The organism is Methanolobus sp. WCC1 (genome assembly GCF_045690315.1).
Classification (GTDB): domain Archaea; phylum Halobacteriota; class Methanosarcinia; order Methanosarcinales; family Methanosarcinaceae; genus Methanolobus; species Methanolobus tindarius.
Genome location: NZ_CP146979.1, coordinates 675654 through 697267, shown reverse-complemented (window position 1 = coordinate 697267; position 21614 = coordinate 675654). Strand labels below are relative to the sequence as shown.

The 21614-nt window shown below is 41.7% G+C and carries 15 protein-coding genes, 2 tRNA genes and 3 rRNA genes; 9 read left to right on the top strand and 11 right to left on the bottom strand.

The window, feature by feature from the left end:
• Positions 1–63 precede the first annotated feature (63 nt).
• Positions 64–300 carry a FeoA family protein gene (locus tag V7O61_RS03455; RefSeq protein WP_023844448.1) on the bottom strand — a complete coding sequence of 79 codons (237 nt, stop codon included), beginning with the start codon at positions 298–300 and terminating at the stop codon, positions 64–66.
• A 210-nt stretch (positions 301–510) separates the two neighbouring features.
• Between V7O61_RS03455 and V7O61_RS03450 the strand changes: the two genes are divergently transcribed.
• The 3 genes from V7O61_RS03450 to V7O61_RS03440 all read left to right on the top strand — a co-directional run bounded on the left by V7O61_RS03450 (position 511) and on the right by V7O61_RS03440 (position 2835).
• Positions 511–1725 (top strand): peptidase U32 family protein, encoded by a 1215-nt coding sequence (locus tag V7O61_RS03450; protein ID WP_288069793.1) that lies wholly within the window; start codon positions 511–513, stop codon positions 1723–1725.
• Between the two features lie 221 nt (positions 1726–1946).
• Complete coding sequence (locus V7O61_RS03445; protein WP_023844450.1) at positions 1947–2264, top strand: B12-binding domain-containing protein; 318 nt, start codon at positions 1947–1949, stop codon at positions 2262–2264.
• Between the two features lie 139 nt (positions 2265–2403).
• Positions 2404–2835: a nucleoside deaminase gene (locus V7O61_RS03440; RefSeq protein ID WP_023844451.1), complete on the top strand. Its 432-nt coding sequence runs from the start codon at positions 2404–2406 to the stop codon at positions 2833–2835.
• Positions 2836–2839: 4 nt separating this feature from the next.
• Here the strand turns inward: V7O61_RS03440 and V7O61_RS03435 are convergent, their stop codons facing one another.
• Positions 2840–4672, bottom strand: coding sequence for a PAS domain S-box protein (locus V7O61_RS03435; protein ID WP_407282702.1), 1833 nt, complete (start codon positions 4670–4672; stop codon positions 2840–2842).
• Positions 4673–4944: 272 nt separating this feature from the next.
• Complete coding sequence (locus V7O61_RS03430; protein WP_407282703.1) at positions 4945–5775, bottom strand: nitroreductase family protein; 831 nt, start codon at positions 5773–5775, stop codon at positions 4945–4947.
• Positions 5776–5946: 171 nt separating this feature from the next.
• Here V7O61_RS03430 and V7O61_RS03425 point away from each other — a divergent pair, with 171 nt between their 5' ends.
• From V7O61_RS03425 to pspAB, 3 genes are read left to right on the top strand one after another with little or no spacing between them, the layout of a single operon-like run.
• Positions 5947–6729 carry a GTPase gene (locus V7O61_RS03425; protein ID WP_407282704.1) on the top strand — a complete coding sequence of 261 codons (783 nt, stop codon included), beginning with the start codon at positions 5947–5949 and terminating at the stop codon, positions 6727–6729.
• Positions 6730–6780: 51 nt separating this feature from the next.
• A complete protein-coding gene (htpX, locus tag V7O61_RS03420) occupies positions 6781–7662 on the top strand; it encodes a zinc metalloprotease HtpX (protein ID WP_407282705.1) in 882 nt (293 codons plus the stop codon).
• Positions 7662–8234, top strand: a complete 573-nt coding sequence (gene pspAB, locus V7O61_RS03415) for a PspA-associated protein PspAB (RefSeq protein ID WP_407282706.1) — start codon at positions 7662–7664, stop codon at positions 8232–8234. Before htpX ends, pspAB begins: the two co-directional genes overlap by 1 nt.
• 12 nt (positions 8235–8246) lie before the next feature.
• Here the strand turns inward: pspAB and pspAA are convergent, their stop codons facing one another.
• Both pspAA and V7O61_RS03405 read right to left on the bottom strand, forming a co-directional pair.
• Complete coding sequence (pspAA, locus tag V7O61_RS03410; RefSeq protein WP_023844457.1) at positions 8247–8525, bottom strand: PspA-associated protein PspAA; 279 nt, start codon at positions 8523–8525, stop codon at positions 8247–8249.
• Complete coding sequence (locus V7O61_RS03405) at positions 8522–9220, bottom strand: PspA/IM30 family protein (protein WP_407282707.1); 699 nt, start codon at positions 9218–9220, stop codon at positions 8522–8524. Before V7O61_RS03405 ends, pspAA begins: the two co-directional genes overlap by 4 nt.
• Positions 9221–9333: 113 nt before the next feature.
• Between V7O61_RS03405 and V7O61_RS03400 the strand changes: the two genes are divergently transcribed.
• Entirely contained in the window at positions 9334–10773 is a 1440-nt protein-coding gene (locus V7O61_RS03400; RefSeq protein WP_407283425.1) for a dicarboxylate/amino acid:cation symporter, read from the top strand.
• Positions 10774–10957: 184 nt separating this feature from the next.
• Here the strand turns inward: V7O61_RS03400 and rrf are convergent.
• The 6 genes from rrf to V7O61_RS03370 form a co-directional block, all read right to left on the bottom strand.
• A 5S ribosomal RNA gene (gene rrf, locus V7O61_RS03395) occupies positions 10958–11079 on the bottom strand.
• Between the two features lie 27 nt (positions 11080–11106).
• Positions 11107–11178: transfer RNA gene (locus V7O61_RS03390), tRNA-Cys, on the bottom strand.
• A 97-nt stretch (positions 11179–11275) separates the two neighbouring features.
• Positions 11276–14201: ribosomal RNA gene (locus V7O61_RS03385) — 23S ribosomal RNA — on the bottom strand.
• A 121-nt stretch (positions 14202–14322) separates the two neighbouring features.
• Positions 14323–14395, bottom strand: a tRNA-Ala gene (locus V7O61_RS03380).
• Positions 14396–14495: 100 nt separating this feature from the next.
• Positions 14496–15969: ribosomal RNA gene (locus tag V7O61_RS03375) — 16S ribosomal RNA — on the bottom strand.
• The 16S, 23S and 5S rRNA genes sit together here with 2 tRNA genes alongside, the layout of an rRNA operon.
• A 563-nt stretch (positions 15970–16532) precedes the next feature.
• Positions 16533–18779: an amino acid permease gene (locus tag V7O61_RS03370; protein ID WP_407282708.1), complete on the bottom strand. Its 2247-nt coding sequence runs from the start codon at positions 18777–18779 to the stop codon at positions 16533–16535.
• A 299-nt stretch (positions 18780–19078) separates the two neighbouring features.
• On the opposite strand from V7O61_RS03370, the gene V7O61_RS03365 reads away from it, so the two are divergent.
• Complete coding sequence (locus tag V7O61_RS03365) at positions 19079–20266, top strand: C39 family peptidase (protein ID WP_407282709.1); 1188 nt, start codon at positions 19079–19081, stop codon at positions 20264–20266.
• 166 nt (positions 20267–20432) lie between these two features.
• On the top strand, positions 20433–21560 hold the full coding sequence (locus V7O61_RS03360; RefSeq protein WP_407282710.1) for a tyrosine-type recombinase/integrase: 1128 nt from the start codon (positions 20433–20435) through the stop codon (positions 21558–21560).
• The last annotated feature ends 54 nt before the right edge of the window (positions 21561–21614 follow it).

Here is a 21614-nt window from a genome sequence, read left to right as displayed (position 1 = left end):
ACAAAAATGAATGAAGCCCTAAAGCTTCATTTCTTTTTTAATTTTGAAAATTTAAAAATTATATTATGAAGAATATTCCTGCACCATTATCTTTGTGGCCATTCCCATGCCCAATGCATAATCACAGCCGTTAACGGATACAATAAGAGAACCATTTACACCTTTTTTAACTTTAAGCAGAGTATTCTCAATAAAGCCCATTGATCTTAGGCGATTGATGAGACATTTACCTGCATTGATAGAAATAATCTTACTATCTTTACCTTCAGGCATCATAGCAAGTGGTATTATTGGAGCCATTTTTTACCTCATTAGTTTTTTAGAATATGATTGAGGAATATGATTTTAGATTCCCTCGTAAAATTAGGCATTCCTAATCTTACTTGATACTGCAATATAGTGTATAATAGTATATATAATTTCCCGGATTCGAACAAAAATTGCCTTTTGAACAATCTAACTTGATTTTCAACACAAATGATTTAAGTCTTAATTTGAATCCATACACCAATGTCCACGGAACTTAAGGAATACAAAATACCCGAACTTATAATGGGTGTTAGAAACTTTGCAGCCCTCAAGGCATGCCAGCAACACGCAGATGCAGTTTACTTTTCCCTGGACAAACTGAGTCTCAGATCCCGGGCACAGGAGATTACTACTGAAAAACTTGCGTCTTTTATCGATGAAATACATACACATGGGCTTAAAGGATATATGGCGGTGAACTCTGTAATATATCCAGATAATCTCACCGAGCTTGATGAAGTGCTTGAATGTGCAGCTTCTGCTGAAGTAGATGCTGTTATTGCATGGGATCCTGCCACCATAACAAAAGCAGCGGAAAAAGATCTTCGCATACACATATCAACTCAGGCAAATGTCTCAAACCAGGTAACAGCAGAGTTTTACAGGTCACTCGGAGCCAGCCGGGTGGTTCTTGCAAGAGAACTTAGCCTTGAACAAATTGCTGAAATAAAGAAAGATACAAAAATGGAACTTGAAGCATTTGTCCATGGCGCAATGTGTCAGGCAATCTCAGGCAGATGCTATCTTTCAGCATACCTTCTTGGAAAATCAGGAAACTGCGGAGAATGCAGCCAGCCATGCAGGTGGGAATGGTCCCTTCATTCTGATAATGGAGCAATAGTTGATATTGAAGGAAAATACCTGATGAGTGCAAAAGATCTTTGCATGATCGAGTATATACCCGAACTTGTAAAAGCAGGAATTGATTCATTCAAGGTTGAAGGTAGATTACGCAATCCCGGATATACTGCAACTGTATCTGAATCTTATCGAAAAGCCATAGATCTGTTTAAAGAAGGTAATTTCACCAGGGACAAAGTACTCCCACTCAAAGAGAAAATGGCACTTGAATACAACAGAGGATTTTCAACCGGATTCTATTTCGGATATCCAGGACCAGACGGCCTGGCATTTGATTTTGACATGAATGCATCCCCTGTTAAACGTGAAGCGGTTGGAATAGTCACAAACTATTATCCTAAGCAGTCTGCTGCTGCAGTTAAACTACTTGAACAGGGAATCGAGAATGGAGAAACAATAGTCATTGAAGGTAGTACTACTTATCTGGAACAGGAAGTGACATCAATTGTTCTGGAAGGCAAAAACGTTGATTCGGTGGAAAGAGGAAACGAGATAGGACTTGCTGTAGAAGATATTGTTCGCAAAAATGATCGTGTTTTCAAGGTCAGAAAATGATAGCACAGGTTAGCATAAGTTAGTACAATTACAACAGAACATATCATACTTTTTTACACCCTCATTCATATATTTAGTCTATATATTTACCGAGCAGATATATAATTCTGGTAGACAAGATTCTTATGACAGATGAAATATAGAGAAGGCCGGGCAGGAACACCTGCTTAGAAAGCAAACCTTTCAATTTCAAAGAATAATGTCTGAGGAATGATAAAATCATGAATGAAAATGATTCTACAAAGAGAGAGCTTATCAATAAGGCTAAAAATTCTGTAATCAATTTCAACGATGCTGAAGCAACAAATGTAGCAATGGAGACAATCAGGTCAGGTATTGATCCGGTTGATATCATTGAAGAAGGATTCATAGAGGGTATGAAAACAATTGGTGACGGATTTGAATCTGGAAAAATGTCACTTATGGATATACTTACAGCATCAAAAACAATGAACAAAGGAATATCACTTCTTAAACCAGCAGCAATCAGTGCCCATGAAGACAGCTGTTTCTTTGGAAACCTTATGTTGTCACTTTAAATTTAAAAGTATGCGAGAGCATACATCCAAATTTCCGTTTTTCCCTTATTAATTATTACTATCTTCTATTCAGCCCTGAATCTAACTAATATATTAGTACCAACAATACTAATTCCTGTAAAACTTGAAGAGGAATATTATGGATGAATTTATGCAGGCAGCTATTGATGAAGCTAAAAAGGGACTTGAAGAAGGAGGAATTCCTATTGGTTCTGTCCTTATGAAAGATGGAAAAATAATTGGCAGAGGTCATAATAGAAGAGTTCAACATGATGATCCTCTCGCTCATGCTGAAATTGACTGTATACGTAATGCAGGCAGGATTGGAAAATATCAGGGGACCACAATATATTCCACACTAATGCCATGTTACCTCTGTGCAGGAGCTATCGTTCAATTCGGCATCAAAACAGTAATCGCAGGCGAATCAAAAACATTTGATGGTGCTGCAGAGTTCATGAAAGAACATGGTGTTGAGGTTATTGACCTTGATATTGATGAATGCAAAAACATCATGGAAGAGTTCATTCACCAAAAACCAGATATCTGGTATGAGGATATTGGGAAATAATTCCTCATGCTTTTTTTACGGTTGCCCAGAAAGAACTTCCTTTGCCGACAGGATTATCTTCCACTCCTATGCTACCACCGTGTAGTTCGACTATTCTTTTTGCAATTGCAAGACCCAGTCCCGATCCTTTTACTGCTTTTTTCTTCTCGGCAAGGCGCTGGAAACGATTAAAAATCAGAACCTTATCCTTGTCAGGAATACCTTCACCCTTGTCAGAAACAACTACTTTCCATTCGTCCCCTAAGTCCTGCACATCAACGGTTACAACACTTTCAGAAGGACCATATTTGATTGCATTAGATATGAAATTGGTAAAAACACCGTCAATTAGAGGGTTTATTACTGCCGGATAATGACCGGAAACTTTCATATCAAGTGTGATATCCTTTGCTTCAAGTTGTGGTTTGAGTTCTTCAGAGACGTTTTTAAGAATAGAACCAATATCCATAGACTTGAATTCCAATTTTTCGGTGTCCTCAAGTTTAGCAAATTTTGCAGCAGATTCTATCATTTCAATAAGGCGGGTTACATTACTGTCTATGAGTCGAAGTTTGTGTATTTTATTCTCATCGTTTTCCTCATTCAGCAGCATGTCTGTAAAACCTTTTACAACACCTGCCGGATTTAATAGGTCATGACGAAGAATATCTGTAAACAGATCTTTAAGTTCATTTGAGGTTTTAAGCCGGGCTGCATAATCATTCAATTGTGACTCAAATTCTTTTCTTTTGGATATATCCCTTACAACCGATATCAGACCTTTATCAAGAGCAGTCAGGGATATTTCCTGATAAAAAGTACTGCCATCTTTTCTTCTGCCAATAAGCTCACCCTGCCATTTGCCTTTCTTTCTGAAATCAGGCAAAATTGTTGATTTGAAAAGTCCTACTTCAGAAGGGTTGTAGAGCATATCCCATTTTTTACCAATTAGTTCTCTTGGATTATCATATCCAAAAATATGTGCATGAGAAGCATTAACATAACTATGAATTCCTTCTTCATCAATAATAGCCATACCATCTATAGAGGCTTCCATTGCATGTGTCTGCTCCCTGAGCTTTTCTTCAGCTTTTTTCCTGATAGTAATATCCTGGCCTGAAAAGAGAACACCAGTAACCTTACCACTTTCATCGATAAGTGGTTTGGAATACCAGTTGACCATGCGCTCATCATTGTTTTTAGTTATTATTGGACATTCATAATAAGTATTGTCTATTCCTGAAGTGTTCAGTGAGTTTAAAAAATGGATTTCCATCTCAGATCTGGCTGAAACAGGAATAAACTGTTCCAGTAAATTCTTTCCAATAACCTCTGACTCTTCACAGCCTAAAATTTCAAGGCCCCTTTTGTTGATTAGAGTTATATTCTGACTACAGTCAAGTGCAAGCATCATTACAGCTGCAACGTCCAGATAATTCTGTGCCTGATCACGTTCCTGAATTACATTATCATGCAGCTTTTTAATGCGAAGAAGAGACCTTACCCTCATTTTTAGCTCAAGCCTGTCAACAGGTTTTGTCAGGAAATCATCAGCTTTTGATTCAATACCCTTTAAACGATCTTCTCTGCCAGAAAGAGCAGTAACAAGGACTACAGGAATGAATTGTGTGGTCTCAGAATTCTTGATTCTTTCACAGACCTGATAACCATTGATATCAGGCATCATGACATCAAGAAGAACAATATCCGGCAAATCGTTAAAAATAATCTCAAGCGCCTCATGACCATTATAGGCAGAAAGAACTTCATAATCTTCAGAAAGGTAAGCCTGAAGCAACTCAACATTCATCGGTTCATCGTCTACAACTAGAACCCGGGGTTTATCTGGATATGTCATGATTTATTATGTGAATAAATTAGCTTTGAGAACGCCGATTCTAAATAAAAATTGGCGTTCAGGTTTTGAACGATAATGCATAAGGTTGAATATTACTACTATTAATACGTTATAGCTTAACAAATTTATTTGTTGTAACCACTAAATAACTTGTTTAAATTATTTTGTATTATTTTTCTTAAGAGTTTATCTAATACTTAAACATTGCTGAGAACGGTAGATTAGCATGAAATAAAAAGAATGAAAGGAAATAAAAGAAAAATAACTTCAAATTATTTCCATATTACATCCACAGGATTTCGACCTGGAATTCTTTGAACTTCGTATTTAGGATATCCAAACATCAATGCATGTCTGACAACGTGATCTTCCGGAAGATCGAGTTCATCAATAAGAGGTTGATAACTTATTGCTGCAATCTTTAGAAAACCTGCCCAACAGGCACCAAGACCAAATGCAGGAGCAGCCAGTTCAAACCATGAAAGAGATATTACAGCTTCAGTAGAGTCCATATATTCCAGATCAAGTGTATAAGCTAGAGCCAGGTGTGGTGCACCACGACATATGGGGTCTTTACCATTCTCATATGCAGATATTAGAGAAGGAAGCATCATTTTCATGGGATGAGCTTCATCTGAAGATAATACTTCTTTCATCCAGTCTATTGTCAGTGAAGTTATTTTACGGACCTTTTCAGGATCATGAATAATTAACCACTTTACAGGTTGCATATTTACACCAGAGGGAGCAAATCTGACAATGTCCAGTATACGTTCTATTTTTTCTTTGCTGACAAGTTCATCAGAATAATTCCTTACTGAGCGGCGTTTTCTCATATAAATACCAAGTTGTTCCAGATCAATGTCCCTGTACTCCTCCAATGAAACTTCAGAATAACATCTGTTAAAAAGAGGTGATATTGCTCCTTCTGGGCAGTAAGCTTCGCAACTTCCACATTTTGCACAGGCAACACTCAATTCATCCGGCACAAAAGGAGTGTTTAGAGAAGCCTGATCTCCTTCCAGAATAATTCCAAGTGGACATGTTACTATACATATTCCACAATCAGTGCATAACTGAGAATCAAAAGATATAGCAGTCATTTTATCAACCCACTTAATATATTGAGCATTAATGCTATAAATATTAGTAAACCCGCTAAACCAGAATAATGTGAAATACCCTATCAAAGATAATATAAGCTTTCAGGGAATATGAACACATCAAATACGTAATTGATTATAAGAATAACTTTTCTGATATCGGGAAATACCATGGCAAGCCAGAAATTATTGGTAAAGGACGTCATTAAGAAAGCTGATGTCCTTCTTGAAGTTGTAGATGCACGTTTTCCAGATGAGACAAGAAACAGTGAAATCGAAAAGGATATCTCACGTGCAAAAAAACCTTTTATCATTGTAATGAACAAATGTGATCTTGTCCCAAAGGAAAAACTTGAGAAAGCAAAGTCGAAAATGGGAAAAATAGCTCCCACTGTTTTTGTTTCCTCAAAAGAAAGATTTGGAACAACAATGCTTAGGCACAAAATACTGGAAGTTGCTGACATACAGGGTCGTGATATACAGGTCGGTTGTATTGGTTATCCGAATACCGGAAAGTCTTCTGTGATTAATGGTGTTGCAGGAAGAGGTAAAGCTTCAACTTCTGCAATATCAGGCCATACAAAAGGAGTACAGATAGTAAATGCAGGCTCACGTATTGTTTTTCTTGATACCCCCGGTGTGTTCCCCCTTGATGAGCATGATGAATATATACAGGGACTTCTGGGAATCAAAGATTCAACACACATCAAAGACCAAATAGGAGTGGCGCTTAAAATCATCGAAAAGCTTGCTGAAGATGACAGGGAAGTACTGGAATCTTTCTACAATATCACATTCACTGATGAAAATTCATATGATCTGCTTGAGATGATTGGAGTTCAATGCAATTTCCTGAAGAAGAAAGGCCAAATTGATGAGAACAGAGCTGCCATCAAAATTATAAATGACTGGCAGAAAGGACTTCTCCATCAGGAAAAAACGGACTTAGAGTGAAAACTCCAAAATTATAATATAGCAAAATTAATACTGGTAGATGATGCTAAAATGGTAGAATGGAAAAAAGACCTGGGACTTGAAGGAAGAATGTTGCTGACAATGTTCCTTCTGGCTGCAGTATATCTGGGATTTCTCGTATTTATTTCCCAGTATACATCTGCAAGCTTTATGCTCCTGTTTGTTATGTTATTTATGGGAGCTCAATATTATTATTCTGATAAACTGGTGCTATGGTCAACCGGTGCACATGTTGTTTCCGAAGCAGAAGAACCAAAGCTCCATGAAACAATTACAAGACTTTGTGTCATTGCGGGTCTTCCAAAACCAACTGTTGCAGTTGTGAATACCTCAGTACCAAATGCCTTTGCAACCGGCAGAAGTCCTAAAAAGGCAGTGGTTGCAGTTACAACGGGACTTATGCACAAACTTGATCAGGGAGAACTGGAAGCTGTGCTTGCACACGAACTAAGTCACGTCAAGAACAGGGATATGGCAGTTTTGACGATAGCCAGTTTCATCTCAACGCTTGCATTCTATATCGTGAGATACAGTTTTTACTTTGGAGGCTTTGGCGGAAATCGCAGAAATTCAAATGGCGGACTAATTGCCATATGGATAGTATCCATAATAGTATGGGTTTTAAGTTTCCTGCTCATCCGTGCACTTTCAAGATACAGAGAATTTGCAGCAGACAGGGGCTCTGCACTCATAACCGGTCAGCCCACACAGCTTATTTCAGCTCTTAGAAAAATCAGCGGAACAATGGCAAACGTACCAACGGATGATCTCCGTAAAGTTGAAGGAATGAATGCATTTTTCATAATCCCTGCTGCCGTATCGGGATCAGTTATGAATATGCTGTCAACTCATCCATCCATGGAAAAAAGAATAGCTGCCCTTGAAAAAATACAGAGGGAGATAGAGTACTGATGGGTTTTCGAGACCTTTTGGGTTCCGTACTTGGGAGTAGCAGGGTACCTAAAGCAAAAACAGACAAGCTTTTTGCCATATCAACAGCAGTAATCACGCTGGAACTTAACCTGAACCTTAAGCCATCTGCTGTTGCAGGTATTTGCTTTAAGTCCATGGACATGTCAAAGTATGCAAACACCAGAAATGAAATTGAAGAGTTACTTCAGTTCAGCACAAAGGAAACAGGAACTGATTTTAGCATCGAGAAAGATGAATATAACTTTATGTGGGTTGTTCTCAAGGACAAGGACTTTGAGGATCTTGTGACCAACATTCACATGATTTCACAGACACTGGTTGAACAGGGATTTGGCGAACAGATACTCTGTGCAGTATATCGTTTTGAAAGTGATGGACCTGTATACTGGATATATAATTTCAAGCAGGGAAATTACTATCCATTTGCCCCAAGAGGAAAGAACAACAGAGACAATAATATGGAGTTCAGGTTGAAATCCCTGATGGAAAATGAACTTCCAATAGAAAAAGAAGTGGGGAAATGGTATCCCCTCTGGAGTATGCCAATTTAAGGACTAAAAATATTAGTCCTCAAATATACCCTCGCCTTTGAAAACTTCCTTAGCTTCCTCGAATGTCAGATCCTCTGGCGGAACAATAAGATCTGATTCAACTATTTCAGCATCATCGATCTGGCTTCCGCAGGATTTTATACTTTCAATTAGTTTTGCAAGCTCAGATTTGTATCCTTCCTCATTTCCTTCTGAAACAAGATCTACAATCTTATTATCAATTACATTCAGTTCGTCATAGAAGCTTTCAGGGACTTCATACTGGCCTTCGCCAACTATCCTTATGATCATTTGCCTGCCTCCTTCTTGAGTTTCTCAAGTTCAAGGTCAACAGTCGTTGCTGAATTGATTTTTGCAAGTTCTCTGTCGATATCATCACCACTGCTTGTAAGATCGTCAAGTGTGCCTGTATCAATAAGCTCATCGAGTGCAGATGCACGGGCTTTCATATTTTCAGTTTTGTTCTCAGCTCTTTCTATTGCAAGACCTACATCAGCCATTTCTTCACTAATTCCTGATACGGATTCATTGATCTTAACCTGTGCCTCGGCTGCAGAATACTGGGCTTTGATAGTTTCCTTTTTGGTCCTGAATACTTCAACCTTGGTTGAAAGGCGTTTCTCGGCAGCTACAAGTTTTTCCTGTTCTTTTTCAAGATCTGCAATTTGCTGGCCTAAGCCCTGAATCTGAGTATTAAGAGTCGTCTTTCTCTCAAGTGCAAGACGTGCAAGATCTTCACGATCTGCTTTGATAGCTTCTCTTGCCTGACTGTCAAGCTTTTCCAAATTCTGCTGGAGCTTTGATCTCTGAAGTTGAAGTCTCTTTTTTGAAGTTGCAACTTCTGCTACACCGCGCTTTACATCCTGAAGCATTTCAAGCTGTTTTTCATAAGAGTAATCCAGTGTTTCACGTGGGTCTTCCATACGATCCATAAGTTTATTCATTTTTGATTTAACTACTGTTTCCATTCTGCTGAATAGTCCCATATTATTCCTCCTGATGACTCACAAATAAACATATAAAGTGCAAACTTGCATAAATGCCTATCTTTTGCAAAAACACCATAAATGCAATTAAAGATGAAAATAAATTTAATGTCATGTCAGGCAGGTACAATTTACCAGATCCTCTTACACTTATCCATCCGCGTTCACTTAAGAATCTGAACTACCACCTTCAAGAGCTTGTAAAAGGAAGACTCTGGTTAAAAATATTAATAGGAATGATGCTGGGTATTGTTACAGGACTGGTACTAGGACCTTCGACTGGAATACTAAGTCAGGAAATGTCCTATACTATCGGTGAATGGTTGGCGCTTCCAGGATATCTTTTCCTGGCGATGCTACAGATGATCGTTGTACCTCTCGTTTTTGCATCGATAATTCGAGGAATTGCAGCCGGAGAGGATATGGAGCAATTAAAGAAAATAGGTCTTAGAACCGTAGCTTATTTCCTTGTAACCACTGCCCTTGCAATACTTATAGGACTGACACTTGCACTGACAATAAATCCTGGAACATATATTAGTAGCGAACTTGTTCAGGGGACAATGACATCAAATGCAACACAAACCGATACCAGTGAATTTGGATCCTTCGACGTGGCTGAACTCCCAGGAATGATAACTACAATCGTCCCGACAAATCCCCTGGGATCACTTGCTACCGGACAGATGCTACAGGTTGTTATCTTTTCCATAATAATAGGAGTGGCTCTTGTTTCCATGCAACCGGTGCAATCGAAACCACTTCTTGAGCTGCTGGGTTCTCTTCAGGAAGTCAGCATGACAGTTGTACGATGGAGTATGCTTTTAGCACCTATTGCCGTGTTTGGACTTATCAGTAAATTTACTCTGAACCTGGGAATAGATGCTTTAATGGGAATGCTGGTTTACGTTGGAACTGTTTTACTTGGTCTGTTGTTGATGCTGATAGTGTACATGCTTGTCATTATTGTTGTGACCAGAAGAAATCCACTGAAGTTTCTAAGATCTATACGTGATGTATTATTACTTGCATTTTCAACATCAAGCTCTGCTGCTGTTATGCCACTTTCAATTAAGACCGCGGAAGAAAATATTGGAGTAAGGCCTTCTATTTCCCAATTTGTGATTCCATTGGGAGCTACTATTAATATGAATGGTACGGCTCTTTACCAGAGTATAGCAGCTGTGTTCCTTGCACAGGCATTTGGAATTGAACTTGGATTTGGACAGCTGTTATTGATTATGGTGACTGTGGTAGGAGCATCAATTGGTACCCCTTCAACACCGGGCGTAGGCATTGTTATCCTTGCAATGATACTGAACAGTGTTGGGATACCAACTTCTGGTATTGCACTCATAATAGGAGTTGACAGAATACTTGACATGAGCCGTACTGCTGTTAATGTTACTGGAGACCTTGTGACCTGTGTAATTATGGACAAATGGGTTACAGGTAAGAAAACAGCTAATGAAGAATTCATTGAAGTAGCCAATCAGGAAGCACAGAGAAGAGTCCATGATGAGGACGTAATTGTAATTTCACCTGGAGAATAAGTTATCTTTTTTATTATGACTCTGTACGGCGCTTTGCGCCGTACGTACATTGATTATGATGAAAAATTGAATGAGAAAGACAAATCATTTTAGATTACCAAAATAAACATCCAAAACTGTAAGTTGAGTTGGTTGCAATAGAAAGGAATTGTAGAAAATAGAATTTAGAAATCATGTGTGAGTGAGATGGCAGCGTTCCATATTTCCCAAAGACTCTCATACTTTAGTACAGTATAGAACGCAGGCGGGCTTATCTTCTGTGTTCGGGATGGGTACAGGAATTGCCCCGCCGCTATGGCCGCCAAACTCACTCACGATGAACGATAAAGTTTAAGCCAAGATCCGGATTCGAACCGGAATGGAATCGCTCTGCAGGCGATTGCGTAGCCGCTCCGCCATCTTGGCAATGAGCGATACATGGATGAAACCATTGTATAAATACTTTATCAATGAATCGTGAATACTCTCATACACATATCAGATTTCGCCTGGACAAAGCAAGACAGACAGGCACGGATTTTTAGTAGCCGCGGACTGAACACCTCGTTGCCTTGGTGCGTACATCCCGACCCTATCAAACCGGTCTTTTACCGGGATCCTTAATGTAGTCTCTTTTCAAGTCAGATTTCGAGCTTAGATGCATTCAGCTCTTATTCCTTAGCGCGTAGCTGCTCAGCAATGCCCTGTCGGACAACTGATACACCAGTGGCGCCGCTACTCTGTTCCTCTCGTACTAAAAGTAGCTTACCCTCAGACTACAGACACCTCTAGTAGATAGTAACCGACCTGTCTCACGACGGTCTAAACCCAGCTCACGATCTCCTTTAATAGGCGAACAACCTCACCCTTGGCCGCTGCTGCACGGCCAGGATGGAAAGAACCGACATCGAAGTAGCAAGCTGCCGGGTCGATATGTGCTCTTGCCGGCAACAACTCAATTATCCCCGGGGTAACTTTTCTGTCATTTTTGGCTCGCACCAAGCGAGCTCAAAAGTTCGCTAGAACCGACTTTCGTCTCGTCATCCACTACTGTGCTGAATAACGTCAGGCTGACTTATGCTCTTGCACTCTTCAGTGGGTTTCCGACCCACTTGAGTCAACCTTTGTGCGCCCTTGATATCTTTTCAAGGGCGTCCCGCCCCAGGCAAACTGCCCACCTATCGGGGTCCTCCTCTCGGAGTGAGGGTCGTAATTCTGGAAGGGTAGTGTCCCAATGGCGACTCCATCGATGCTGGCGCACCGACTTCGACGTCTCCTACCTACACTGTACATCCAAAATCACAACCCAGCGACAGGCTGCAGTAAAGCTCCACGGGGTCTTCACTTCCCCCTAGAGGTCTCTAGACTGTGCACTAGAAAGTAAGCTTCACCGGACTCTGGCTAGGGACAGTAGAGCTCTCATTGATCCATTCATGCAAGTCGCCAATTAAGCGACAAGGTACTACGCTACCTTAAGAGGGTCATAGTTACCCCCGCTGTTTACAGGCCCTTCGTCCCGTTGAACCGGGTTTTCAGGTACCTGCACTGAGCAGGATTCAGAGATCGTACTAGCCCTTACGGGTTTGCGATCTCCTATGTTGATATTAGACAGTTAGAGCTCTCTTGTCACTGCGACCTGCTATCTTCATAGCAGGCACTCCTTCTCCCGAAGTTACGGAGCTAATTTGCCGAATTCCCTTAGCCAAATTATTCCGACACGCCTTAGCCTTTTCAGCTAGGGGCACCTGTGTCAGTTCTCGGTACGGACCCATGACTTCCTTTTCACGGGTTCCCGGGTGCAGCCAACTTTCGCCATTACAGATTCGCCTGCTTCTCGCCATTACGGCTCTCCACAGGATTCGCTGCTTAGACGGCGCGACGGCGCCGCTTGGCCTGCCCAAAAACGTTGGTTTTATTGTCATGAGGTACAGGAATATTAACCTGTTTCCCTTTCGGCGTACTCGAATTACGGTACGTCTTAGGACCGACTAACCCTCGGCTGACGATCATTGCCGAGGAAACCTAGCCCCTTCGGCGGTTAGGATTCTCACCTAACTGTGCTGTTACTATTACCAGGATTTTCGTTTCCGCACGGTCCACAGGACTTCACAGCCCTGCTTCTGCCCGAACGCAACGCCTTCCTACAAGATTACCTTTCGGTACTCCGTGGTATCGGTGGTCGACTTGAGCCCCGTCCATTTTCGGGGCCCCAAACCTCGACTGGTGGGCTGTTACGCACTCTTTAAAGGATAGCTGCTTCTAAGCTAACCTTCCAGCTGTCTAGGGCTTAGGACGCCCTTTAGTATTAACACTTAGTCGACACTTAGGGACCTTAACCACGGGCTGGGTTGTCTCCCTTACGGACTACAGGCTTACCCCAGTAGTCCGGACTCCAACTTTCTTCGACGACGGTGAGTTTGGAGTTTGACAAGCAGCTGAGGAATTTCTTCCCCGGGACCACCAATCAGTGCTCTACTTCACCGACTATCTCCAGTTAGGTCATGCTACGACATGTTTCGGAAGGAACCAGCTGATGCCGGGTTAGATTAGCCTTTCACTCCGAGACGCAGGTCACACGAATGATTTGCAGATCAATACCGCTTGCGGTCCTCCACGTAGCTTTCGCCACGCTTCAACCTGCCCACGCCTAGATCACCCGGCTTCGGGTCATATCCTAATGACTCCACGCACTTGTATACGTCGCTCCTCACCTTACGGTTGCGAGCATGTTGCTTTCGCTTCGGCTTCCTATTTGCAAGTTAGCCATCGCCATTTGAATATACTCCCTGGCCCGTTCTTCAAAACGTAAGATATGACATTGGCAATATTACCCGTACTGCGGCCTCGCGACCGTTTCCTTCATAATAAAGATCCTTTAACGCCATATCGCTCTATCGCCTCCAGGTTTCAGGCACTTTTAACCTCCCTTCTTGGGGTACTTTTCAGTTTTCGGTCACCCTACTAGTTCGCTATCGGTCTCAAGGAGTATTTAGTTTTGGAAGTTGGTGCCTCCCAAATTCACGCGGGAATTCCGACCCACGCTACTCAGGTTGTAATCCAGATCCTTTGGTTGTTGCTTACGTGACTATCACACTCTATGGTCTAACGTTCCAGAAAAGTTAAACTTCAACCAGATGGGATCTTTAGAGAAAACCTACAACACCACATCTCCCATCTGTTTCCAGTGGGATTCAGTTTGAACTTTACCGTGTTCATTCGCCATTACTAACGGCATCTCTTCGATTTCTTTTCCTGCCCCTACTAAGATGCTTCAATTCGGGGCGTTCCCGATCATTGTTGATCAACACACAAAATGTGTTAGGAAGACCCATTAGGAAATCCCAGGTTCATAGGCTCCATGCACCTACCCTGGGCTTATCGCAGCTTGGCACGTCCCTCATCAGCTCTTGAGCCGAGCCATCCACCTGAAGGCATATTTACCAGAGTCCATCTCACTTTGTCCAGTGAGCGTCTGATATATGCATGCATATACACGATTTCATAGCAGCTGTTGTTGCTTCAGCCGCTTCATCCTTCCCCACAGACGTTACTCTGTGAGTGCACTAATAATGGACTTGCAGGGATTCGAACCCTGGGCCTTCGCCTTGCAAAGGCGACGATCTTCCAACTGATCTACAAGCCCATAGAAGATTCACTTATTGAATCTTGCCTTTTTTCTTGAATCTGACAGTTTTTCGATTTCTGACCGGTAAGTGGTGATAGGCTTTTTGCCTATCATGCTTAGGAGGTGATCCAGCCGCAGATTCCCCTACGGCTACCTTGTTACGACTTAACCCCCCTTGCGAAATTTAGGTTCGAACACGGCACTAGTCCATGCCCTCACCCATACCTCACTCGGGTGGTTTGACGGGCGGTGTGTGCAAGGAGCAGGGACGTATTCACCGCGCTATATTGAAACGCGATTACTACGGATTCCAGCTTCATGAGGGCGAGTTACAGCCCTCAATTCGAACTACGGACGGGTTTATGAGATTACCAACCCTTTTCAGGGTAGGGACCCATTGTCCCGGCCATTGTAGCCCGCGTGTAGCCCTGGAGATTCGGGGCATACTGACCTACCGTAGCCCGCACCTTCCTCCGGTTTAGCACCGGCGGTCCCCACAGAGTACCCATCATCCCTAAGGATATGCTGGCAACAGTGGGCACGGGTCTCGCTCGTTGCCTGACTTAACAGGATGCTTCACAGTACGAACTGACGACGGCCATGCACCTCCTCTCAGCGATTCAGGTAAGACCTTCAGCCTGACCTACATATTGCTGTCGCCCCAGGTGAGTTTTCCGGCGTTGAGTCCAATTAAACCGCAGGCTCCACCCGTTGTAGTGCTCCCCCGCCAATTCCTTTAAGTTTCAGCCTTGCGGCCGTACTTCCCAGGTGGCTCGCTTCACGGCTTCCCTGCGGCACCTGAAACGGTCGCACCGTCCCAGACACCTAGCGAGCATCGTTTACGGCTGGGACTACCCGGGTATCTAATCCGGTTCGTGCCCCCAGCTTTCGTCCCTCACCGTCGGACCCGTTCTGGTAAGACGCCTTCGCCACTGGTGGTCCCACAAGGATTACAAGATTTCACTCCTACCCCTGTAGTACCTCTTACCTCTCCCGGTCCCAAGTCTGACAGTATCCCCCAGAAGCCTAACAGTTGAGCTGTCAGATTTCCCGGAAGACTGATCAAACCGGCTACGGACCCTTTAGACCCAATAATAGTGGCCACCACTCGGGCCGCCGGTGTTACCGCGGCGGCTGGCACCGGTCTTGCCCGGCCCTTGCTAACACCTGCTGTTTATACAGGTGGACAGCCAACATAATATGCTGGCACTCAGTATCCCCTTATCGCGGTTTCCCGCATTGTAAAGTTTTCGCGCCTGCTGCGCCCCGTAGGGCCTGGATTCATGTCTCAGAATCCATCTCCGGGCTCTTGCTCTCACAACCCGTATCCGTCGTAGGCTAGTAGGTACTCTACACCCACTACAACCTGATAGACCGCAGATTCATCCTAAGGCGCCGGAGCTTTTAATCACAGAACATTCCAGTTTCTATGACATATCAGGGATTATCACCAGTTTCCCGGAGTTATACCTGACCTTAGGGCAGATTATCCACGTGTTACTGAGCAGTACGCCATGTTTACGAAAAACATTTGACTCGCATGGCTTAGTCGAATACTGATAGCAGTGACCTCTGGCAGGATCAACCAGAATTAATGTTGATCACACACAAAGATTTGTTATTTTGGAAGTCATTTAGGAATCAGTCGGAAAGAACTCTCTTTGAGAGAAAATTTCCTATTTGCACATAGTTTGGTTAATTCCTTAATTGTTTGTAGTTATACACTACCGGTCAGAATTAACCGAACTGCCAAATCCAACGTCAGACAGAAAAAACTTCTGTCTCCACTTGTAAGGCGGTGATTGTAAGTGTTTTCGCGCGATTTGCGCGGACTCCTTCAAAGGTCACCATCGTATATAAGGCTTTCGAACACCAGGTTCGAAGCCAAAGGATGGACCTTTGAACACACCTGCCTGATGAAATGAAATTTGTTACTTCATCTTTTGCTCTGAGATAAGCTCATTTTCGTGATGCGTTGGCCGCATCACCGGGCTCCTCACGAGCACCCTTACATAACAGGCTTACTATATAAGCGTTGCGGACACGTGACAAAAAACACAATCACATACTGAAAAAGTAAGCACTATTAAAGAAAATATTTGCTGGAAAAACCGACAATAATCAAGGATTTAAAAGAAAAAGAAGAGAAATGCCATCATTTTTTGATGACATCCATAAGTTTTACCCATTTTCTTGTCATTATGACTGTAGTATTCGTATTACTGATAATCTTTTCAGGGAACACACCCATAAGGAAATTTTTGAGGAACGGACGCGTGGTGGAACCAATGAATACCACATCACTTTGCTTAGCCTCATCAGAAAGTCCTTTTTCAATATTATCAGATACCACAAACTTCTCCGAGTACTGGATATCTTCAAAGAATGGTTCAAGGTTCCTGAACGCTAACTTTGCCTTAGTTTCATCCCCATCAGACGTACCTACATTGAACATAGTAACATTTGCATCCTCTGCAACTGCCAGATCCCTGGCCAGTTCTGCGGCAAGAGATGCATGCGGACCTCCTGCAGTAGGTAATAAGATGCTCTTGATGTGCCGGAGTTTCTTCTCCGGATCAAATCTGGCAACCACTACATCACAGGGTGCCTTGAGAAGCAGGGGATCAAGAGTACTTCCAAGAACAAAATCACGACGGAAAGTTCTACCCCTCCAACCCATGACAAGCATATCCGGTTTTTCCTCTTCGATAGTATCAAGAATAGAATCTGAAGCATTTCTTCCAACCTTAATAATGCCTCCAGCAGGCACGTCAACAGAAGAAATCAGCTTCCTCATCATGGACCTTCTTTCCTCAACAATATCATCTGATGCTGACAAAGGAGTCTGCTCAGGGAAAGTCAGAACTTTAAGGAAAACAATGTGACCATTTTTTTCTTTTGCAATAATATTAGCAAGATCTGAAAGATCACCTGCATTATCAATGTTCTTTATCGGAACAAGAATCTTGTACCCTTTTTCAGCAAACGGTTTTTCTTCATATACTTTCTTAATAAGCTGCTTTGAGCGCCTCTTGATTTCCTTCTCTGAATAAGAGAAATAGAAGAAAGAACCTGCAAGCACCCAGAATATGGTAATTCCCGCAATGAAAGTTGTGTCTTTGATAGATGTTATCAGATAATAACCAATAACAAGTTGAACAATTATTGCAATCACAGGAAGATAAGGAGCAAATGGCATCTTAAAAGCCCTTTTAAGGTCAGGGCGTCTGAACCTTAGTATAATCAGGACAGAATTTACCAGGATGAAAAGTATTAGGAACATTATGTTCGCTGCAGAAGCGACTGTTTCAATTGGTGCAAAGGTCATTGTTGCAATAATAAAATAGCTGAAAAGAATAGCATAGTGAGGTGTCCTTCTCTTTTCATTTATCCTGGAAAGAGCTTCCGGAAGATACCCCATTCTCCCAAGTGCAAACGCAACTCTGGAAGATGAATAAACAGTAGCATTCATGGCACTTATAGTGGAAACAAAACCACCTGCTATAATAAGGATGGAACCAAATGCCATTATCTGATCAGCAACCCGTATCATACTGAATTCACCAAGTTCTCCCAGATAGATCCAGCTTGGGCCGTCCACTTTGATGGCACCTATAAGAGCAAAAGCCACCATTATATAGACAATAACAGCAACCCATAATGAAAGCAATACAGCTCGTGGTATATTCTTTTCAGGGTTTTTAACCTCCTCACCACTCTGGGCAATTATCTCATACCCTTCAAATGCTATGAAAGTAAGCCCCATTGCAACGAGAAGACCTCCAACTCCATTTGGTAAAAATGATGGATTTGAAAGGAATGCAACTGACCAGTCAGGTGTCAGGAATGTTCTGTAGATACCAAAGCCAGCAAAAACTACAAGGATTGCAACTTTAAACAGTGTGACGAGGCCACCAATTCGTCCACTTTCCTTTGCACCGAGATAATTAAGATAAGCCATCAGAGTGACAATACCAAATGCAGAGACAGTCATTAAAGTAGCCTGAGAGATTCCTTCATAGTTTAAAAAGTGAATTACAAATTCTGAAAAGAAGGCACCGAATGTGACTGCATAGAGAGAACATGCTATTGTGTGGGCTGCCCAGTCAACCCAACCGGCAAGGAACCCAAAGTGATTTCCTATACCCTCCTTTACCCAGAGATAACTTCCGCCGGCTTCAGGAATTGCAGAACCGAGCTCTGCATATGCAAGTCCTGTAAAAGTTGCAACGATACCATTTAGAAGGAAGGCAAGAAGGACAGCAGGTCCGGCAATTCCAGTGGCAATACCTGTAAGAGCAAATATGCCCGCACCTATCATGCCGGCAATTCCTATCATCGTTATATCAAAAAGTGTTAAGTCTCTGCTTAAACTTACCCGAATTTCATTATCTCCTGACACATTATTTTACAAAAACAGCTTCATAGATAATATTTTCCATATAAATTTTGATTTTTACATACATTTGAAACTAAATTTAAAAATAGAACATATAAAATCAAATTGATTTCATACCTCATCATAATCACAATCAGCATATTTTCGGTATCAATAACGTATATATACCAATACACAGGATTAAAAAAATCATATCAGGTATGCAAAGATAACTTGTGCATTGTAGCATGATGTTCATAGAACGTCCTTTTGACGGATCTTAACATATGCCCTGAAAAACGAGACCAGGAGTCTACCGGAGTATGAGCGGATCGGGGGATCCATATAACACAAATAGCGTTAGCTATGCATATGCGAGCAAAGCCGTGGCAACGTTGCTTTGTATTTTGATACTGTGTACATGCAATGTCGCTTCCACAGAAGAAACAGGTATGTCACAGGGTATTGACTACTCATTAACCACAGACACAATACTGGACGTTCCATATTATAATCAGGGAAACACTAACTGGTGCCTTTACTATTGTCTTACCATGATGTTCAATTACAATGATCAGAACCTGGAAATATGGGAAATGGCAGATTATTTTGATTCAGGTTATTACGATACCTTTTCTGAGCAATACAGTTCTACAGATACAACCCTCGAGGAATATGCTGAACAGATATGCTCACTGAACATCAAGAAAACAATATGGGGACTCACAATCACTGATTTTGATAACGAGACATTCAATGATCTAATCAAAAGCAACATCAACAACGGACAGCCAGTCCTCATGGCATTCCAGTACATGAATTCAGACGGAGTAAAGGAAGGCCATGCTATCCTTGCAGTAGGATACGATGAGCAGTTCATCTATCTAACAGACTCCAGTGGTGCAATCACAAAAGGAGTATTTGGAAGTGATAACGGATACATTGCAGTACCGGTGAGCTGGGAAGATTTCAATAAAAAACTTGTCAACAATATCGCACCCTCAAACATGGCATACACCATTGAAGTCATAAGCGAAGCACCTGAAAACGCAACTGAAGGTTCCATCTACATGACGGACCGCAGCGATAAAGGATTCAGTTGCCTCACATTCACCAGCAGATATGAAGATAATGACACAGGACTTTTGAGATTCGACGGCACTTACGATAACGGATACTGCATTGTTGACAACACCAATCTGAACAGCACCAGGAAACCTGCAGAATCCGACAGCATGTCGGTCTATTTCACAGTGGCGAATCCCACATCAGAAGAAAGCAAATATACAGTAACATGCCAGCTCATCAATGTGGAAACTGGAGAATCAATTGATGTTTTTGATTATAAGACAAGTTTTGATTTAGCAGCCCACAATACAATCTCTAAAGGAGTTAATTACTCCAACCAACTATATTCTGTGGATGATGGTAGTTATAGAGTTGTAATTAGTCTTTTTGATGATGAAATGAAAGGGATTGATAATATTTGTATTGATGTGTGTTTGGGTTGAATATTAGTAGTAGATATAAAAATACTAAGAAAAATAAATATCTGAATGATTTAGAAACTGGTGCGGGAGGTGCGATTCGAACGCACGAACTCCTACAAGACAGGGTCCTAAGCCCTGCTTACAGGGTCACGTAATATATTTAAATATATAAGACATATAAGGAAGTATGAAATATGCACCCGAGATTGAGGGAGAAAACAAGGAGATAATAGAAGACTATGCCAGGAGTCTAGATCTCAATAACTTCAAGGAAACAACAATCAATACTAAGCTATGGAAAGTTTACACCTTTTTGAAATATTACGATAACAAAAATGTCAATGACATCACTAAAAAGGACATTGAGAACTATATAATCTACCGAAGAAAGAACAACAAACCAAAAACAGTTCATAATGACATCGTGGACCTAAGACTTTTCTTCAAGTGGCTAAATCCGGAAAATGACTTCTTTGACGACATCAAGTCACGATCACCAAAAAACCACTTGCCAACCAAAGAGATAATTGTTCCTGCGGATATCAAAAAACTAGTACCTGCCTGCAAAACACAACGTGATAGAGCTATTATCATGTCCTTCTGGGATAGTGCTGCAAGGGCTACAGAAATACTTAACCTGAACCTTGGACATGTGGAGATAGACAAATACGGAGCTGTGATAGTTGTTGAAGGCAAGACAGGAATGAGAAGAATAAGACTAATTGAAGCGGTCCCAGATCTTCAAGCATGGATAAATCAGCACCCTAACAAAGATGACCCCAATGCACCCTTATTTGTCACATTTAGAAATAACGGAAGAGAACCAAAAAAGCTTGACATACGAACAGTTCAAAACATGCTAAAGACAGTAGCAAATGACGCAGGTGTAAAGAAGAATGTGCATCCACACGCATTCAGACATGGAAAGCTCACTGACCTTGTCAAACGTGGTTTCAAAGAAACTGAACTAAGGATTATTGCTGGTTGGGAAGCAGACTCAAAAATGCCTGCCACATACATCCACCTATCAGGAGAAGATGTTGAAAAGAAGGTCTTGGCATCTTATGGAATAATAGAAGATGAAACAAAAAAGGAGAAGCTTGAACTAAAGCCAATCGAATGCCCTCGATGTAAAAGCCTTAACCCACATGATGCAAAATATTGCAGCCATTGTTCCCTTGTGCTGGATGCTAAAACAGCCATGAGCTTAAAAGAGGACAGTGCACGAGCTGCAGATGCTTTCGCCAAGCAGATGCAAGATCCAGAGTTTATAGCCAAAGTTGTCCAGATGATGGCAGATCAAATGGAAGATTAACCTTTTTTATTTTCTCTGTTCTCTCAACTTGCAAATGATGAAATGCGCATTGGT